The organism is Streptomyces sp. RKAG290 (genome assembly GCF_023701695.1).
GTDB lineage: Bacteria > Actinomycetota > Actinomycetes > Streptomycetales > Streptomycetaceae > Streptomyces.
Window position 1 is genome coordinate 740,188 of sequence record NZ_JAJOZC010000001.1, and the last position, 16,552, is coordinate 756,739.

Below are 16,552 nucleotides of genomic sequence, written 5' to 3' on the forward strand. Positions count from 1 at the left end.
GTTGCTCTACAGCTCCGCATACGGATATACCACGGATACGGACCCGGCTCTTCAGGTGAAAGTCATCAATGGATTCTCCCTGTTACCGGGTGCCTGAAGAAGCAAGTACAACTCCCGTCCCTGCTGCATCACGTTCAGTCCGGCACGTTCTCCCCCAACGGAAATCTGTACCTGTCAACAGATTACTCCTACAACGGCAGCAAACGTCTCTATTCCTATGACTTCTCAGCAGTGGAAGATGGCGACATGGCTCCGTACTGGGGAAACATCGCCATTCCAGACTCCGGCACAGGAGATGAACTCGAGGTGGAAAGTGTACAACTCGGCCACCTCTCATGGAGCGACTCACCGGATTCCTATATATCGGCAGGAGTCCTGAACATCGAAGCCGAAGACGACATCTATTTCCGCCATTTCTGGGTTCCCTCGCCGTCAGCTCTCTAACGAGCACGGAATGTTACGCAGCCTGGTAAGGGGTGGTTTGGGGGTGTTCCCTGACGAGGACAGCTGCGGCCTTCTGTAGAACGGGAGGTAGGAGATTCAGTGCAAGGCTGAGTCGCAAGCGGCACCGTCCAGGATGTGATCGCGATGACCGTCGTTCCCGCCCCACCGCAGCTGTGCAGCTGGTACCGCAGGAGAACACGAACACCGAGTACCCCTGCGAGGTCTGGGCACTGCCACACCATGCGCAGGCGGTCCCCACCTCGCGACGGATCACCGCACGTGCTCTGACCGTATGGGGAATAGCGGACGACACTGCGCACCAGGCTGTGCTGGTCGTGTCAGAACTCGTCGCAAACGCTGTCGCGCACGCGCTTCCGCCCATCGCCCTGCACTTGAATCCCCCGTCGGCCCGAGGTGTCATCCATGTCGAAGTGGACGACGGAGGGCCCGCATCCGTGGAGGCAACCAAGATCGCCGCAGGCACGGAGGACGAGCACGGACGCGGCTACCTGATCATTGATGCTCTCACCAGAGATCACGGCTGCCGTCCCTACGTCGATCACACCTCCAACTGGGCCGAGATAGAAACGTCGTGTACGTCGCTCTGTACAGTCCGGGAGGCGGGCTGACGCAATCTCCGCCCTGCGGGCAGAGCCCAGACGCCTCCCCCAGCGTCGTCGGTGCTTTGCCCGCGGACGAACCGACCACGGACGTCGACCCGTCCTCGGGAGCGAGTCCCTGCACCGGCCTGGCAACCGCTGGGGCTCAGACAGAACTCGCCGCTCCTCCGAAACACCTCGGCATTGACAGGCCGTCCACCCGCGCGCCGGGTACCGGTACGTCAATCTCTCCCCAGGACCGGATCGCGCCGACCGGCGGCCCAGTGGATCTCTGAACGTGTACGCACTCGAAGTTCAAGGATTCAATGTGTGCGAACGAACGGACACGGGTTCAAGGGCCTGCGTTCCGCAGCCGAGGACATGCCTCTTGCGCCCTTGAGTAAGCGGCAATGGCGCGAGGTCTCCAGGAGCGCGTAGCAACGTCTGCTGCTAAGGGCTGTCCCGTAATCCCTGGCGGGCGCACGACGACAGCTACTTCCCCAAGCTCTCGGCTGCGCTCGAGCAGGGGAGGCCCCACTCTCGCCGCGTTGTCGGAACGCCCGAATACATCCAGTATGCGGACGCCCCTCCGCCTTGCGATGCACCGCATCTGACGCCGCGCGCTGATCCACCAGGGATTACGGGACAGCCCTTAGGCGACATCAAGCACGGCCGGGCCCGCATCCTCCTACCGGTAGCTACCGAGGCGGCCGGCGCCGGCGTAGAAGTGGACGCGGTCCTCCGGTGCCCGCATCGGCAGCAGTTGGCGGCCTCAGTCTTCGGGACTTCAGGAATCAGCCGGCACAGTACGCGTCCTTCTTCGGGCGCGAGCCCTTCCTCAGGAAGGTGGTGACCTTGTGATCACCACAGGCATTCCCGTTGCTGAGGTAGACGCCGTGACCACCGCTGCCAACGGTGACCAGGCGGGCGCGCTTACCTAGAGCCTTCCGCATCTGCAAGGCACCGACGTATGGTGTCGAAGGGTCACGAAGGTTCTGGATCATAAGAATATTTGACGGGCCATCTGCTGTGGTCCGGGTAGGTTTCGCTTCGGGCGCATGCTTCCAGAAGGCGCATCCCAACGCATTGCGCGGCATCCCGGCGGGCGATGTCTTCGTCGATCTGCCCGTCAGGCGCCGGCCATGCCTTGAGACTCACCAGATGACGGTCGGCTTCTGCGAGCCCGCAGCTCGCCTTGGTGCTGCCGCCCACCCCTCGGGGATCAAGGCTCACGATGTCGTAGGCACCCGCCATCTCCTTGCGCAGAGCTGTCCCGACCTGGGACAACTGCTGCACCCCTGGGCCACCCGGGCCGCCGGGGATCAGCAGTAGCGACCCGCGGCGGGCCTGGGGACGGTCACTACGCAGCCGTGAGACGGCGAGGGAAACCCGCGGGCCATCCGGATGACGGTAGTCGAGCGGGAGGTCGAGCTTGGAGCACTCCTGCCCGGGCAGAGCATTCGGGTGGGAGCAGGACATCCACTTCGCCATGGGCGCTGCGGGGGCAACACCTGCGGTCTTCCTGACTGCCGGGGCGAAGTCCGCAGGCATGGCGGCGGCAAGTGCAGCAACAGAGAGCGTGGCCAGCCCCCCGAAGAACCCCGGGTTGCCTCCATGCCTACCTGCGTTGGCACAGCTCGAACACCTACCACCCCGATGCCCTCGCAGGCGGGCGTGGCGTTACCTGCCGGCAGGCAATGAGGTTCTTCAGCGGTGCCGCTCCAGGGTGAGTACGGCTTTGGCAATTGACGTCATGCGGTTTGGGCTGCAGCGGGCGTGACGGAAGATCCTCCAGGACTTGAGGCGGGCAACGCCGCGCTCGACCGGGGCGCGGGTTCGGGCCAACGCCCGGTTCGCGGTCTGCTGGGTGGGGGTGAGGCCGCAGTGCGGTCGGCGCTTGACGCCGGTCGTGACCCAGGGACCTCCTCCTTGGTAGGCGAGGTCGGCCAGGATGGGGATGCCCTGGCGTTCGCAGATACGGATGATCCGGTGGGTACGGGCGGCCGTCAGGTCATGGGCGCGGCCCCGGCAGTGCGGGGGAAAGCCACAGCAGCCGGCCGCCAGGATCGGTGACTACCTGCACGTTCACGCCGTGGCGGCGGTGCTTGGCCGAGTAGTCCTCCGAGCGCGCCCACTTCAGTTCTGCCTCGGTGGCATAGCTCAGGTCGAAGGTGATTTCACCGAAGACCTCGAAGCGTTCCTGAGGAGTCAGGGACACCCCGGTCTTCTGGACCTCTATCGCCCGTTCCGCCACCTCGGCCAGCCCGCTGCAGCCTGGCGATCTCCTCACTCAGCTGCCGCTGCCGGGCCCGGAGCCGTTCCAAGGGGTTTACCTGCGGATCCTTGAAGATCGCGGCGATCTCGTCGAGGGGGAAGCCGAGCTCACGGTAGAAGAGGATCTGCTGGAGACGGACCAGGTCAGCCTCACTGTAGAGCCGGTATCCGGCGTGGCTGCGGTCACTGGGCGAGAGTAGCCCCGCCTTGTCGTAATGATGCAGTGTCCGCACCGTCACCCCGGCGAAGGCCGAGACCTGCCCCACGGAGTAGCTCATCCACCTGCCCTTTCGTCGGTACACAGCCTCAAGCCTGACGTAAGGGGAGGGTCAACTCGCGCTCGCTGCGCCTCGGGGTTGAAGACGGGGAATGCTCACCGGTCCGCGAGCTACGGCCCATTGAGCTTTGAGGGTGGCCACCGCGCTGCGGCCTCACCCACCCAGCATGCCGTGAACTGGGCGCTGGCCATGACCCACGCCCCGGTCGAGCGCGGCGTTGCCCGCCTCAAGTCCTGGAGGATCTTCCGTCACGCCCGTTGCAGCCCGAACCGCACGACGTCAATTGCCAAAGCCGTGCTCACCCTGGAGCGGCACCGCTGAAGAACCTCAATGGGCCGTGGGAGACGGTGTATGGGCGTCTCGCCCGCTGGGAGGCGGACGGAGCGCGGGCCCGCCTGCTCGAGCAGGTCCAGGTCCGGGACCTCTCCGTCGGCGTGCTGAAGTGATCAACAAGGAGGGCGACAGGAAATGAGCCACATCACGGACCTCTGGACGGCGGGCAAGGCGCCGACCCGGAGCGGACTCTACAGAGCCGACGGTTCGGCGCGCACCATCGAGACCGACGGCCCGGCGCTGTCGCGATTCGCCCTCGGGCCACCGCTGGACCTGGACGCCCTGCTGGCGGAGAGCCCGCTGAGCGTGACCGAGATCGACATCCATCCACAATGCTTCGTCGCGCTCCCCGACCGGTCAGGCTTCATCTGCGGTGGAGACGGCGCACTCGGCTCGGATGGCTTCTTCGCCAGGTTGGACGCGGGCAGGAGTCCGGTATGGGTGGCCTCGATGTGCGACTCGAATCCGTTCGAGAAGGCGGAACTCGGGGATGGGTAGCCTGCTTCACCAACAATCTCGGGAACTCCGTTGTTGTGGATCTACTGAGTGCCGACTTCGACGTGCAGTGAGCAATGCCCTGGCCCCCTGCCGGCCAGGGCACAGGGGCCCGCCGGCCAGGACACCCGCAGTCCCCGACCGAGCAATGGTGGGCCACACCCCGCAGCTGGATTGCTCGCATGACCGGAACCGGCACGCTCGCCGAGCATGCCTCGCCTCTGGAATGTACACACTTCCATCTCCACCAGTGACCATTCCCCGATACCGAGACCGCCCATTGGATAATCCCATTTCCACTAGTGGCAACATGGGTTGATTCAGCGAATACGACCATTGGGCTCGCCGACTTTGGGTCCGCCTGCTGGAACTGCTGCCCGCGTGTGCCTGACTGAGAGTCAAGCGCAACAGGTCGAAGCACCCATGGACCGCCCGGTCAACACAAATCGCCATAGCGCAACCACGAAGAGTCACCATTTCGCGTCGCGGCTTGTGTGTGATCCCAGCATCCGGGAGCCTGGAGCTATGTGCGGCTGGGAGATCGTCGAGCGTGACACGGAGCTGGAATCTCTGGCACGGGCTTTCGATGCCGCCCGCGAGTCGGCGGGCAGCCTCTCCGTCATTGACGGTGCTGCCGGAATAGGTAAGTCGCGACTTCTGTCCGAACTGAGCACATTGCCGCAAACCGCCGAATTCAGCCTTCTCTACGCTCGCGGGTCGGAGCTGGAACAGGAACTCCCCTTTGGCGTCGTGCGACAGCTCATGGAGCCGGCGCTCCATAGCGAACGCCATGGTCGAACGGATGAGTGGCTCAGCGGTGCAGCAGCTCCTGCCCGCCACGTGCTGGGGCAGATCGGTTCCAGAATCGAGAACGAAGGCGAATCCGCCACGCTGAATGGGCTCGTTCGACTTGTCGCCAATATGTGCCGGTCCCATCCCCTCGCACTCATCATGGATGATATGCAGTGGGCTGATATTTCCTCCCTGCGTTTCGTCCTCAAGCTCCTGCCGGAACTGGAGGATCTCCCGCTCGCGTTGGTTGTGGCGAGGCGACCGAGCGAACCAATCTCGGAGACAAGGCTGCTGGACCTCGTGGACTCATCCGCCGCTCTACGGCTCTCACTTTCGCCGTTGTCACATGCGGCAACTCTCAATATCCTGAGAAGACAGCTAGGGAAATCGGATCCAGATTTTTTGCGTTCATGCTTCGAGGCAACCACAGGTAATCCTCTATATCTTCGCGAACTGATCAGAAGTATTACTTCCGAAAACATTGATCCGAGCTTCGCGAACTCCGCAAGAGTTTTCGGTATCGGGCCCAGATCCATCGTTCGATGGGTTGCACGCCGACTTTCCCACCTGCCCCTCGCAATAACCAAGTTCGCCCGAGCAGCCTCCATATTTTCAAGCCACGTGGACCTTGCAATAGTGGCAAGTCTGGCTGAGATCTCCCCGGCGGAAGCCCTGGAAGCAACAAGGACTCTCGTAGGGATGGAAATAATCCGTACGACCTCCGTACCGCTTCATGGAACCGGACATATCGAATTCGTCCACCCGCTGATCCGCGTCGCTGTGTATGAGAATCAGAGCTATGCCGAGCGAGCGGACGCGCACTCGCGTGCGGCGACCATACTGGCGCAATCTGGTGCGGACTCACAACAGATCGCCGCCCACCTTCTGTTGACTTCGGCCACCGGCGACCCGGTTCAAATGCAGCTGCTGCAGACCGCCGTCTCCGATGCGTTGGAACAAGGGGCCCCGGAAAGTGCCCTGAAGTATTTGCGCAGATGCCTCCTGGAGCCAGTGCGCAATGAAGGAGAGCGTCTGGAGCTCCTCGAAAGCCTGGGACATGTCGCCTTGAGAGTTGACCTGGAGGCCGCTGTAGCCTCCCTGCACCAAGCCTACGAATTGGCATCCGCCCCGGGCGATCAGAGCCGGATCGGATATTCTCTCGGTGTAGCACTTCTCTACAGCTCACGAAATCATGAAGCTCGAAAAATCCTGGAACGATCTCTGTCAAGAGTGCTCCCAGGCGAGAGCGAACTGCAGCAAAAGATACTTGCCTACCTCCTCAACATTGCTGCCGTCGAGCCGACCTGCCAGGACATCGTTGGGCAGTATGAACACTCTTGGAGCATCCCGCCGGATTCGAATATCGGAGGGAAGCTTCTCGATTGCATTATCTCTTTCCACGACATGGTGCGATGCAGAAGAGCCGGCATAGAACGTGCCATCAGAGGGATATCCGACGGAGTTCTCTCACGTTATGCCATCGGGGACAGCCCGCAGGTCTGCGGCTGGATAACGCTCCTCGCCGCCGATGCGGAGCAGACAGAAGATATTCTTGATACCTGCGTGGAGCAGGGAGAGAGACACGGAGCGCTGAGGGATTTGGGTCCCGCTTACATGTTCCGGGGAAGAAACAGATTTCAGCGAGGAGACTTGCGCGAAGCTGAAATAGATCTGCGAAAGTCTGTCCAGGCCATCGAAACAGCAGGGGCCACTATCGGCGTCCCCATAGCCGGGGCATATCTGGCAGATACTCTCATGGAGCAGGGCAGGCTGAAGGAAGCCTCTTCGGTTCTCGACTGGGCCGGTGTTCCGGCAACGACATCCGGTCCTGTGTACTGGTTGCTGGAGAGCAGGGCGCGCCTGCTACGGCTGAACGGAAACTATGAAGCGGCACTGCAAGCCGCAATCATTTGCGGTGACCGCGCCGCCCAGCATGACATTTCAAATCCGGCAGTTCTCGCCTGGCGCTCCGAGGCAGCTCTCTCCCTTTATTCACTGAGCCGCTCGAAGGAGGCACGTGTCTACGTGGACGAGGAAATCTTCTTTGCGCGCAAGTGGGCGGTCCCGCGACCTCTGGGTCGTGCATTGCGTGTAGGCGGTCTGGTCAGCGGGCCTCAGGGTTTGCACATGCTGGAAGAAGCCATGGAGATCCTCAAGGGGTCTCCTGCCCGGTTGGAATATGCAAAGGCACTGTCAGACCTGGGTTCGGCGCAACGGCGGTCAGGCCGGCGAGGGGCAGCCAAGGAGCATCTGCAAGCAGCTCTGGAGCTGGCTCGTCTGACAGGTGCCAAGCCTTTGGCCGATCAGATATCCATAGAGCTTTCCATTGCGGGCGTGCGCCCGCACAAGCGATACCACTCAGGCGTCGAAGCTCTCACACCCAGCGAACGGCGAATCGTTGAGCTCGCAGCAGAGGGAGCGACCAATCGTCAGATCGCCCAGGCCCTGTTCGTGTCGGCCAAGACAGTGGAAGTGCACCTGAGCAGCTCGTATCGAAAGCTCGGCGTCACTTCGCGTTCCGAGCTGGCACGGTGCCTTGCGTAAGACCAACGTGCCAATTCGAAGGCTTGACCGTGTCCGCGTCAGGAGTTCAGCGCTTCCCAGGCATGGAGCCCACCGATGGTCCCCGCCATCCGGTCCTTACCAACACCCTGGATGTAGAAGCTCAGTTACGGGACTGCCCAGCAGGTGAGTGACCACCGCGCAGGACCGCACGCCCCGGGAAGCCCGCCAGCGGCATCGTGGCCACAAACCGGGCCGTCGGCCAGTGTCCTGACCGCGAGTCCAGCGTACTGCCGGCTTTCGATCCGGAAGGACGGCCGCGATGCCGACAGTGCGTCCGCCCATCCGTGGGCGACGGGGTCACCGACCATGCCATCCGCCGGCATCGTCACCCGACCCCACGAACCTCTCCGCCGCCGCATCCGCTGAGGGCGACAAGACAGCAGCCGGTCTGCCTTCGTCGGACAACGGCAGCCCTCATCGCCCTCCCAGCGCATCAACCGCACTGTCAATGACTCTGAGCGCTGTTTTCGTGCTGGTGGATCGCGCTGCGCACCGCTCCGCAGAACTTCGTGAAATAGGCGCCGGACGCGTCGTAGGTGTCCCGGCGCTTCGCCGGGCTGGACGCATCGCCGAACATCGCACGGCGGAGTTCGGTGGTCATCTCCAGCTGGACGCCACGCCCGGTGGAGGTGCGGTTGACGACATTCGCTTTGTCGCCTCCGTCCAGCCCCGGTACCTTACTGCCGTCGAGGATCGCGATCTGCGCCGGAGTGAAGGCGGAGCGGATGGCCTGCTTCACCGCGGCCCCGAGCGTCGTGTCGAGGCCGCCGACCAAGACCGCCCGGTTCTTGCTCCTCACCAGATCGACCGGGCCGTCCGCCAACTGTTCGGCACGACAGCCGTGCAGGGAGAGGGCGAATGCGCTGCCCTTCACCAGAGCGAGCGCGAACGGGTCGTCGCAATGGGCCGAGGTCACGTGGAGGGCCGAGTTGCCAGAGCTTCGCAGGCCCTCGAACATCCAATATCCGTATGCTGCGCCGGAGAACAGCTGCCGGGCCGGCTGATCGGGCCTGCATCCCCCGATGCCGAGGCACAGTTCGGAGGTCCCCGCCTCGATACCGCCCCCATGAGGAGCAAGGATCGCCGTACGAACCGAACCCGCGGACCTGCGGTACCGCCGCGCCCAGTCGACCCCTTCGTTTTCCGCCAATTCACGATAGAGCTCTGTATTGGAGATGTACTTATCACCCGCCGTTCCCACGGCACTGGCGTCCGCAAGGGCCGTGTACGCGGGCACACCGACGGCGGCCGAGGCCAGCGCAGTCAGGACGGTTCTCCGCTTCATGCTTCCCATGGCTGAATCCTGCTGGTCCCCACCGCTCCGGCACCAGACCAGTTGCCGGATCTGAGTAGTGGAAATGAGTAGTGGGTTCCCTTGAACGAGGACCCGGCCCGGCGCGACCCCGGCGTAATGCATGCGCTCCCATCCCACTCGTGGAGCGCACTCCACCTCGCGTCCACTTCGTGGTGGCACCTTGCTGCGAGGAACCCACCTCACCCTGGTGGGGCATGAGGGTCCAGAGCCGAAGCCACATCGTGCCGATTGGTGACGTCGAGCTTTCTGTAGATGCTGGTGAGATGCACCTCGACCGTCTTGGGAGTGATGAAGAGTTTCTGAGCGATCGCGCGATTGGTCTGGTTGGCGACTACCAGGTGGGCGATGCGCTCTTCGCTGGGTGTGAGCGCTTCCACGCCCGTGAGCGCCGAGCGTCTCGGCTGGGCTCCGGCGGCTCGCAGCTCGGCCCTGGCACGGTCGGCCAAGGGAGCAGCGGCGCAGGCGTCGGCCAGGTCGAGTGCGGTGCGCAGGTGGCCACGGGCTTCCGCACGTTCGCCGGTGCGGCTCAGGAGTGTTCCGAGCTCAAGGAGGGTCTTGGCGTACTCGAGTCGGGCCGGCGAGGACTTCACGCAGGACGCGGCACGACGTAGAAGGCTGATTCCCTCTTCCTCGGCGACGAGCGGAGCGGTAGCGCGCAGTGCCTGCGCGAGCGTCTTGGGCGCGCCCCACTGCTGGGCGAGGAGGAGCTCCTCGCGAACCAACGTAAGAGCCTCTTCAGGGCGGCCCAATGCGTGCAGAGCGACCGCGCCCTCGCTCCGCCACGGCAGAAAAGCAGGATTGTTCCAGCCGTGCGCCGCACTCATGCTTCCACAACGTCGCATGGCCTCCCAACCTTCGTGGTACCGGCCTTGAAGAATAGCCAGTCGGGCTCGGCCGGCTTGCAACCAATAGAGTTGCCCCGTCTTAGGAAGACGTCCCGCGTGGTCGGCCCATTCCAGAGCCGCCTCGGCTTCGGAGAGCCGACCCTGCTCCATAAGCGTTTCCGCGAGAAATGCCGCCACGAAGGGGCGGACAACATCAATACGAGTAGCTTCAATGATTCGCATTGTCTGTCGTGCAACTGCTTCAGCCTCGGGAAGTGCCCCGCGGCGCAGCCACGCCAAGGATCGAAACACCATACTTACGCCGACCCCCGCGATGGAGCCGTCCCGCTGCGCTCTCTTCTGAGAGGCCTCGCACACAGCCAGTACCTCTTCCCGGTCGGCTGCAACGAGGACCCATACCGCATCGGGCACCATTTCACTCTCGTTGACGTGCTCGATCAGTTGGCCGTCACCAAGCGCGTGAAGAGCTCCACGGGTGGCCGTGGCAGCATCGATGGTGCCCGCAATCGCATCGTGCCAGGTAATGAGAGAACCCAGCATCCGGCTTCCCAGATCGTCTGCCTCGGTCTGGTCCTTCAACTCGGCGCACATACGGTCGGCCACGCTGTTGAGCTCCGGTGTGCCGGCAGTAACGCTGATCAGCGATGCCTGCAAGCGCCGCCGCATGTCGGAATGATTCTCGTCCAGTTCAGTGATGGCCTGCTGATAGAGGGCCACCGAATCCCGTTGCCGACTCAGCATGAACAGGGAAGCTCCGAGCCTGCTGACGATGGCCGCGCGTTGCTCGGAATCCTCCGCCAGCTGCAGGGCACGCCCCAGATGCACCACCGCCCGATCCTGGTCGATCAGCTGAGCCGCCGTACCCGCCGCCATCAGTATGTCGACCTCCTCCTCCTTTGAGGTGAAGGGTTCTTGAAGGCGACGCCCGTAGTAGGCGAGGGCGCTCTCGGGCGCGGCTTTCGCCGAAGCCTCTCGCGCCGCCTTGTGCAATACCTCAGCCACCCACGGTTCTCCGGTCGGCAGCGTGCGGAGCAGTTGGGTGGCGACCCGCTCGGTCGACGCACCCGATTCGGAAAGCAGGGTGGCCGCCCGAGCGTGCCCGCACAGTCGGTCCGCTGGTTCCATGTCCTCATACACAGCGGCCAGAATGAGTGGGTGCACGAATTCCAGAGGTGTCTGCGGGCGCAGAACATCGATGGTCGCCAGGCGGCCCAGAAGGTCCATAGCACGGCTGGTGCTGATGCCCGCCACCGCGGAGACTTCGCGGAGTTCGGCGCCTTCCCCCAGGAGAGCAGCAGCTCGGGCGAAGCTCTGGCCCTCGGGCCCCACCGAGGACAACCGCACCGCGACCCGCCGGCCCACCGCACGAGAGGACAGCGCGGAAAGCCGTTCCGTCTGCGAGCCGACAGGCCGCAGTCCTTCGGCCGCCACCGCGCGAGCCAGCTCCCGGACCAGCAACGGATTTCCGCCGGTCAGCTGGTGGAACGCTGAGCGAAAAGCCTCGTCGGCATCCGGTCCCAGCTCTTCGCCCGCCAGCTTGGCCGACGCCTGTGGGCTCAGAGCTGTGAGACGCATCGTGCTAACCGCCTCATCGGCTTCGATGTGATCCAGCAATCGCTGCTGGGCACCCGAGTCGACGGGACGGGTACCGGCCACAACCAGCAGCGAAAGACCTTCCAGTCGCGGCAACAGATAGGCCAGACTGCGCAGGGATGCCTCGTCCGCCCACTGCATGTCGTCAACGACGAGCACTACCGTGCCTTCATCACACAGACTCACAAGGAGCCAGTACAGGCCGTGCAGAACGGTGAAATCCCCCATGGGAAGAGACGCCTCGGGCGAGTTCGGATCCACCACTGCCAACGCCTGCCGTGCGGGCCCAGCCAGCATTTCATGATCCACCCCGCCGAACCGCGCCAGAACTGGTTCGAAGAGCTGCCGGACCACACCGAACGCGTGGCCTTGTTCCAAATCCGTCGCCCGGGCAGCCAGTACCCGGCACTCTGCTCTCTCCGCCGATCGGCGCGCGGTATCCAGCAGCCGAGACTTGCCTACACCTGCCGGTCCTTTCACCATGACAAATCGGCCTTCACCCCGTAGCGCAGAGTCCAAAGCCTCAGTCAATTGCTGCTGTTCCCGGTCACGTTCCAACAACTGTGGTTCCACCCTCGCACCCTAACTTCCGCCCTCTGCTCTGTCGCTGAACAATCACATCGAGTGCGAACGTCACGCGGAGAGAGTAGATATCCCTTTGAGCCCCATCACGGCGGGGTTCCCTCCGGACTGATTCACGTACAGAATTCGACCCCGCCGATCTGCTGATAATATTTCATGCCCCATACGTCCATTTCGATACCTCAGGACATGGCACCCGCGCGCAGCGGTGCGGATTCGCATGCACCGAAATCATCGGCCTGAACGCCATTCCATGGACGACAGGTGCCCTTGGTGAGCGACCGACGACCGAGCGTAAGCACGTCGGCTGGCCCACGGAACCGGGTTATGTGCAGGATTATGCGCCAGGTCAATGTGCAGCGGCTGCCGACGGGGCGCAAGACAGTGCCGGCAGGCGCCGGCCAGTCCCTGTTAGGTATGAATCACTCATGCAATCTCGCGGAGCACACCGAGGATGGGTATGCCGAGCCGGCACTGGAGCCGGTCTGCTCAAGGAGGGCTCAGCACGTCCCAAGCGCCGGCAGCTTCCAGAGGCTTCTCCACTACGCGATCCGCCCCAATTCGATTTCACGAGAACCGACGGTTTCATGGCGCTGATGGATCTAGCAATTCGCCAAGCTCTGCGTTCTCACTGCCGACAGAGAGTGGGGGCCGTCCTCATAGCCGGAAATCGAATCCTGGCAGCCTCACCCAACCGGATTCGAAACGCTCCTGAAATAGATCACCACAATGCCTCTTTCCATGCCGAGGAAGCCACTCTGCGCCGCGCCGCCAGGACCTACGGATTGATCATGTACGTTGCGCGCATCAACAAGTCAGGCGCACCAATGCTTGCCGCGCCGTGTCCGCGCTGCAAGAACATGCTCACCAAGTCTGGCATTTCACGCGTCTACTTCACCGCCACCACCAGCGAAATAGAGGTTCTGGATATCGCGCTGCCCGGAGATCTTGACCGGCGTTCCGCAAGTACTGCAAGAATTCGTTCGATTCGGCGGCAACCCGGGGCGCGCCGTTGACGAGCCGGCAGCTCACCCGGGCCACAGCCGGCCCTGGCTCGTGCGCGACCATTGCGGCTGCCGCGCCACCCACTGGGAGTGGATCTTTGGGGGCTGCTAAGGGCCACCCCCCAATGCTGTCGAATTGAGTAAGAGGTGTCATGGGGCTGAGTAGTAGCCCAACGATTTGAGCTGGTGTGGCACGGTGGAGTGGTTGAGATGACCTCGCCGCAGGGTGCCGTGGCTGTCTGTATCAGGCCAAGTGGGCGAGTAGCTGTCGGCCCTCGGTGGTGAGAAGGAACTGATGAGCATCTCCTACGACCGGAACCGCCCCTTCGAAGATGTGCCCGAGGGGCCCATAGGACAGCAGGTCCTCCCTCATCCACCGCTCGTGGGGCGAGAAAAGATCTTGAGTGACGCCGAAGCGGTGTTGCGTACGACGCAGCACTGCGGGGTGGTACTTGCCGGGCCCGACGGCGTGGGCAAGTCCAGGCTGTTGCACGAGCTGGCGGCTGCGGCGCGGGGCCGGGGAATGCGCACGCTGATCATGCAGCCCTCGATTAGTGTGCAGTACTCCCCTTGCATACGGTGAGCACCGCCATGGCTGCCTCCGGGATGAGAGCCCCTCGAACCGTGTCCGAGGCTGCCGCGGAGCTGGGCAGAGCGCAGCAGACCGGTCCGTTCCTCTTGTGCGTGGACGATGCCCACCTTCTGGACGACGCCTCCGCCGCACTGTTGCTGCACCTTGCCCGCGAGCGCACATGTGCCATCGTGGTGGTCACGAGCGACAATGCCGCCGCCCCCTCCGAGGTGCTGTCCCTCTGGAAGGACGGGTGGCTCTGCCGCCTCAACGTCGACCCGCTCAACGAAGACCATGTTGCCCGGGTCTGCGGCGTCATGGTCACCGAGCCACTGGCACCGGTCACCGCAGCCCGGTTCGCCATGCTCGCCGGCGGCAATCTCATAGCCCTGCGTGAATTGCTCTCCTGTGCTCTGGAGGAGGGAATTCTCGTACATAACGCGGGGATGTGGATAGACAATGACGAGCCTCTGACGTCATCCCGACTGACGGACCTGTTGTCCCCGCGGTTGGCGGGGCTCCATGTCGATGAGCTGTCGGCATTCGAAGCGTTGAGCCTGTCCCGGAGCATGCCGCTGTCCCTGGCACGTCAACTTGCTCCCATGCCGATTTGGGAAGAACTGGAGAACCGAGAGCTGCTCACCGTCTTCGAGCAGACATCTGAGCTGTGGATCGGTCCTGCGGAACAGCTCACCTCACGTGTTGTCATCGCGCAACTGCCCCCACTCCGGCGGCGGCGGCTTCTGGGCCTGCTCATCGATCTGTTGCAGACGCATGCGGAAGCAGAAACGGTGGCGCACGTCCAGCTGGTCATGTGGCGACAGGAGTTGGGGGAGGTTCTGCCCGAGCGATCGCTGCTGGAGGCGGCCTGCTCAGCATGGTGGAATCATGATTGGCACGGCGCTGAAGTGCTCGCCCAACGGGCCTGGGACCAACATGGCACCGGTTCCGCAGGCATCCTCCTTGCCAAGATCTTGATGCATCAGGGCAACCGCCCAGCTGCCGAACGAATCCTGCGAGAGGTGACGACGGAAGCAGGCCCGCGAGAGAGGGCCGAAGCCGAGGAAGTCCTGGGAAGAGGACGCCTGGTGCACGACACGGAGCGAGCCCACGCCCAGCAGGGAGCGACGAGAGCCACAACGCACTGGAGAGCGCCGCTCCCCCACCCCCCATGCTTCAAACCCCCACCCCTGACTGCCTTTCCGTGGACGGAGCAGTTGCCGAAATGATGGGTGGGCGGCCTCAGGACTCCTGGCAGATCGCTCGGTCCGTACTGCAGAGCGAGGATCCGGAGCTGGTGGCGATGGCTGGGTCTGCAGCACTCGTTGCACTGCTCAGCATCGGGCGTCCGCTGGACTGCCTGGAGCTTGTTCCCCGGCTCGGTTGGGCCCGGTCCCACGTCCAGGAGTCGGATGTACTCCACTACGACGCGCTCAACCTCTCCGTGCTCACCGCGTACGCGCGTGGCATCAGCGGTGACATCCAGGAAGCGACTCACGAGTTGCGCGGGATGGTGCGCCAGGCTGCAGCGGCACGTAACACTCCCCTGGCCGACAGGGCAGGCGTCATGCTTGCCCGGCTACTCTTCGACCAGGGCGAAGTGTCCGAAGCACACCGGCTGTTCGTCGCCGCGAGTGAGAGCGACGGCATGCTGATCATGCGACAGTTGGCCTGTGCCGGGGCCCTGTTCAGCTCCTTGCATCTCGATGATGCCGAGCTGATCGAATCTGCGGCAGCCAGGCTGACGGAATGCCCGCAAGAAGGGCTCCACCGAGTGGAGATCGACCTGGCCTCCGCCATGCTCGAGGCCCATCGCGGTCGTGTCGGGACCGCGATGAAGGTCCTCAAGGAAGCAGCGAACAGGGCGAAACGAACCGGAGCCTATGCAGAGCTGGCAGACGTTGTTCACCTCATGACGCGCCTGGACAACGCAGACTGCGCCGTCGAATTCTGCGGCCCTTGGGTCGACGACGTTCAGGGGACGCTGGACCGGGCGCGCTTCGCGTTCGCCGGTGCGGTAGCGTCGGGCAACGCGGACCATGTTGCCCGGTGTGCCGAGGACTTCACTGCTGCCGGAGCCCCGCTGTACGCGGCAGAAGCGTGGGCAGTCGCCTCCAGAATGTTCCGCAAGGCAGGGGAGCCGCGCCGCGCCACCGCCACCGCACGCCGGTGTGCCGAGGCGCGCAAGACCTACGATGGCACGCCCACTCTGCTGCTTCAGATCATTGAGGACACCCTGCCTCTGAGTCGTAGGGAGCGAGAGATCGCCAGGCAGGTGGCGGGAGGGTTGTCGAACAAGGAAATAGCAGAGCGTCTGGTCATCTCGGTACGGACCGTCGACAATCACCTGTACCGGGTCTACCGGAAACTGGGGGTCAGGAACCGCCGAGCCCTGAAGGCCCTGGTCCAGCCGTAACGGCAGCGCGCACGAGCGGGGCGCCCAGGACCGTGGGGTGTGCTGGACCGCGAGACTGCCCGGTGGCTGCGGCGCACCGCCTCGCTGGTGACCGTCCCTGGCCGGACCAGGCACCGGCATCAGCCACGACGGCGTTTGGCGCGCCTGCTGTCGACGCGCGGGCGTGGACGAGACCCGGCCGGAATGCTCCGGTGGAGTTCCGTTTTTCGCCCGTTGTTCACGCCCCCGTACGCGCCGAGCCCGCCACGGGACGCATTCGGGCGCCGCCGTCGTGCGACCCCGCTGCTCTGACCGCGCGCCGCAGCCGTGAACAGGCTCAGGACCCTCCCAGCAGTCCTCCGAGCAGTCCGCCCAGCAGGTCACCGAGCGGCCCGCCGGAGGTGTCCGTGTCCCCGTTCTCATGGTCGTGCGCGTGGTCACCGCCGGTGGAAGGTGTCCCGGGGTGG

The 16,552-nt window shown here is 63.8% G+C and carries 11 protein-coding genes and 3 pseudogenes; 8 read left to right on the top strand and 6 right to left on the bottom strand.

Annotation, left to right across the window (positions count from 1 at the left end; genetic code table 11):
• The first annotated feature begins 617 nt into the window (after positions 1 to 617).
• Positions 618 to 1,073, top strand: coding sequence for an ATP-binding protein (locus LNW71_RS03170; protein WP_250966816.1), 456 nt, complete (start codon positions 618 to 620; stop codon positions 1,071 to 1,073).
• Positions 1,074 to 1,837: 764 nt separating this feature from the next.
• Here LNW71_RS03170 and LNW71_RS36365 read toward each other — a convergent pair.
• From LNW71_RS36365 to LNW71_RS36810, 4 genes and pseudogenes are all read right to left on the bottom strand, one after another.
• On the bottom strand, positions 1,838 to 2,140 hold the full coding sequence (locus tag LNW71_RS36365; RefSeq protein WP_308294452.1) for an alpha/beta hydrolase: 303 nt from the start codon (positions 2,138 to 2,140) through the stop codon (positions 1,838 to 1,840).
• On the bottom strand, positions 2,028 to 2,339 hold the full coding sequence (locus LNW71_RS36370) for a hypothetical protein (protein ID WP_308294579.1): 312 nt from the start codon (positions 2,337 to 2,339) through the stop codon (positions 2,028 to 2,030). The genes LNW71_RS36365 and LNW71_RS36370 overlap by 113 nt, the downstream gene beginning before the upstream one ends.
• Before the next feature lie 411 nt (positions 2,340 to 2,750).
• Positions 2,751 to 3,162, bottom strand: a pseudogene (locus tag LNW71_RS36805) (transposase family protein); the annotation flags it as partial.
• Between the two features lie 58 nt (positions 3,163 to 3,220).
• Positions 3,221 to 3,595, bottom strand: a complete 375-nt coding sequence (locus LNW71_RS36810) for a MerR family transcriptional regulator (protein ID WP_285802034.1) — start codon at positions 3,593 to 3,595, stop codon at positions 3,221 to 3,223.
• A gap of 174 nt (positions 3,596 to 3,769) precedes the next feature.
• Here LNW71_RS36810 and LNW71_RS03185 point away from each other — a divergent pair.
• From LNW71_RS03185 to LNW71_RS03200, 4 genes and pseudogenes are all read left to right on the top strand, one after another.
• Positions 3,770 to 3,916 (top strand): annotated as a pseudogene (locus tag LNW71_RS03185) (IS5/IS1182 family transposase); the annotation flags it as partial.
• Positions 3,917 to 3,927: 11 nt separating this feature from the next.
• A pseudogene (locus LNW71_RS36815) lies at positions 3,928 to 4,038 on the top strand (IS5/IS1182 family transposase); the annotation flags it as partial.
• Between the two features lie 25 nt (positions 4,039 to 4,063).
• Positions 4,064 to 4,426, top strand: coding sequence for a hypothetical protein (locus LNW71_RS03195; protein WP_250966817.1), 363 nt, complete (start codon positions 4,064 to 4,066; stop codon positions 4,424 to 4,426).
• Positions 4,427 to 4,948: 522 nt separating this feature from the next.
• The gene (locus LNW71_RS03200) at positions 4,949 to 7,759 is read left to right on the top strand and encodes an AAA family ATPase (RefSeq protein ID WP_250966818.1); all 2,811 of its coding nucleotides are present in this window, start codon (positions 4,949 to 4,951) and stop codon (positions 7,757 to 7,759) included.
• A 466-nt stretch (positions 7,760 to 8,225) separates the two neighbouring features.
• Here the strand turns inward: LNW71_RS03200 and LNW71_RS03205 are convergent, their stop codons facing one another.
• A complete protein-coding gene (locus tag LNW71_RS03205) occupies positions 8,226 to 9,074 on the bottom strand; it encodes a poly-gamma-glutamate hydrolase family protein (RefSeq protein WP_250966819.1) in 849 nt (282 codons plus the stop codon).
• A 200-nt stretch (positions 9,075 to 9,274) separates the two neighbouring features.
• Positions 9,275 to 12,106 (bottom strand): AAA family ATPase, encoded by a 2,832-nt coding sequence (locus LNW71_RS03210; RefSeq protein WP_250966820.1) that lies wholly within the window; start codon positions 12,104 to 12,106, stop codon positions 9,275 to 9,277.
• 596 nt (positions 12,107 to 12,702) lie between these two features.
• On the opposite strand from LNW71_RS03210, the gene LNW71_RS03215 reads away from it, so the two are divergent.
• From LNW71_RS03215 to LNW71_RS36380, 3 genes are all read left to right on the top strand, one after another.
• Positions 12,703 to 13,131 (top strand): deaminase, encoded by a 429-nt coding sequence (locus tag LNW71_RS03215; RefSeq protein ID WP_250966821.1) that lies wholly within the window; start codon positions 12,703 to 12,705, stop codon positions 13,129 to 13,131.
• Positions 13,132 to 13,743: 612 nt separating this feature from the next.
• Complete coding sequence (locus tag LNW71_RS03220) at positions 13,744 to 14,919, top strand: hypothetical protein (protein ID WP_250966822.1); 1,176 nt, start codon at positions 13,744 to 13,746, stop codon at positions 14,917 to 14,919.
• A complete protein-coding gene (locus tag LNW71_RS36380; protein ID WP_250966823.1) occupies positions 14,895 to 16,106 on the top strand; it encodes a LuxR C-terminal-related transcriptional regulator in 1,212 nt (403 codons plus the stop codon). The genes LNW71_RS03220 and LNW71_RS36380 overlap by 25 nt, the downstream gene beginning before the upstream one ends.
• The last annotated feature ends 446 nt before the right edge of the window (positions 16,107 to 16,552 follow it).

Bases quoted from the DNA above. Each gene is read 5' to 3' on its own strand.
- LNW71_RS36365 (WP_308294452.1), bottom strand. From the start codon at position 2,140: ATGCCGCGCAATGCGTTGGGATGCGCCTTCTGGAAGCATGCGCCCGAA.
- LNW71_RS36810 (WP_285802034.1), bottom strand. From the start codon at position 3,595: ATGAGCTACTCCGTGGGGCAGGTCTCGGCCTTCGCCGGGGTGACGGTG.
- LNW71_RS03195 (WP_250966817.1), top strand. From the start codon at position 4,064: ATGAGCCACATCACGGACCTCTGGACGGCGGGCAAGGCGCCGACCCGG.
- LNW71_RS03200 (WP_250966818.1), top strand. From the start codon at position 4,949: ATGTGCGGCTGGGAGATCGTCGAGCGTGACACGGAGCTGGAATCTCTG.
- LNW71_RS03205 (WP_250966819.1), bottom strand. From the start codon at position 9,074: ATGGGAAGCATGAAGCGGAGAACCGTCCTGACTGCGCTGGCCTCGGCC.
- LNW71_RS03215 (WP_250966821.1), top strand. From the start codon at position 12,703: ATGGCGCTGATGGATCTAGCAATTCGCCAAGCTCTGCGTTCTCACTGC.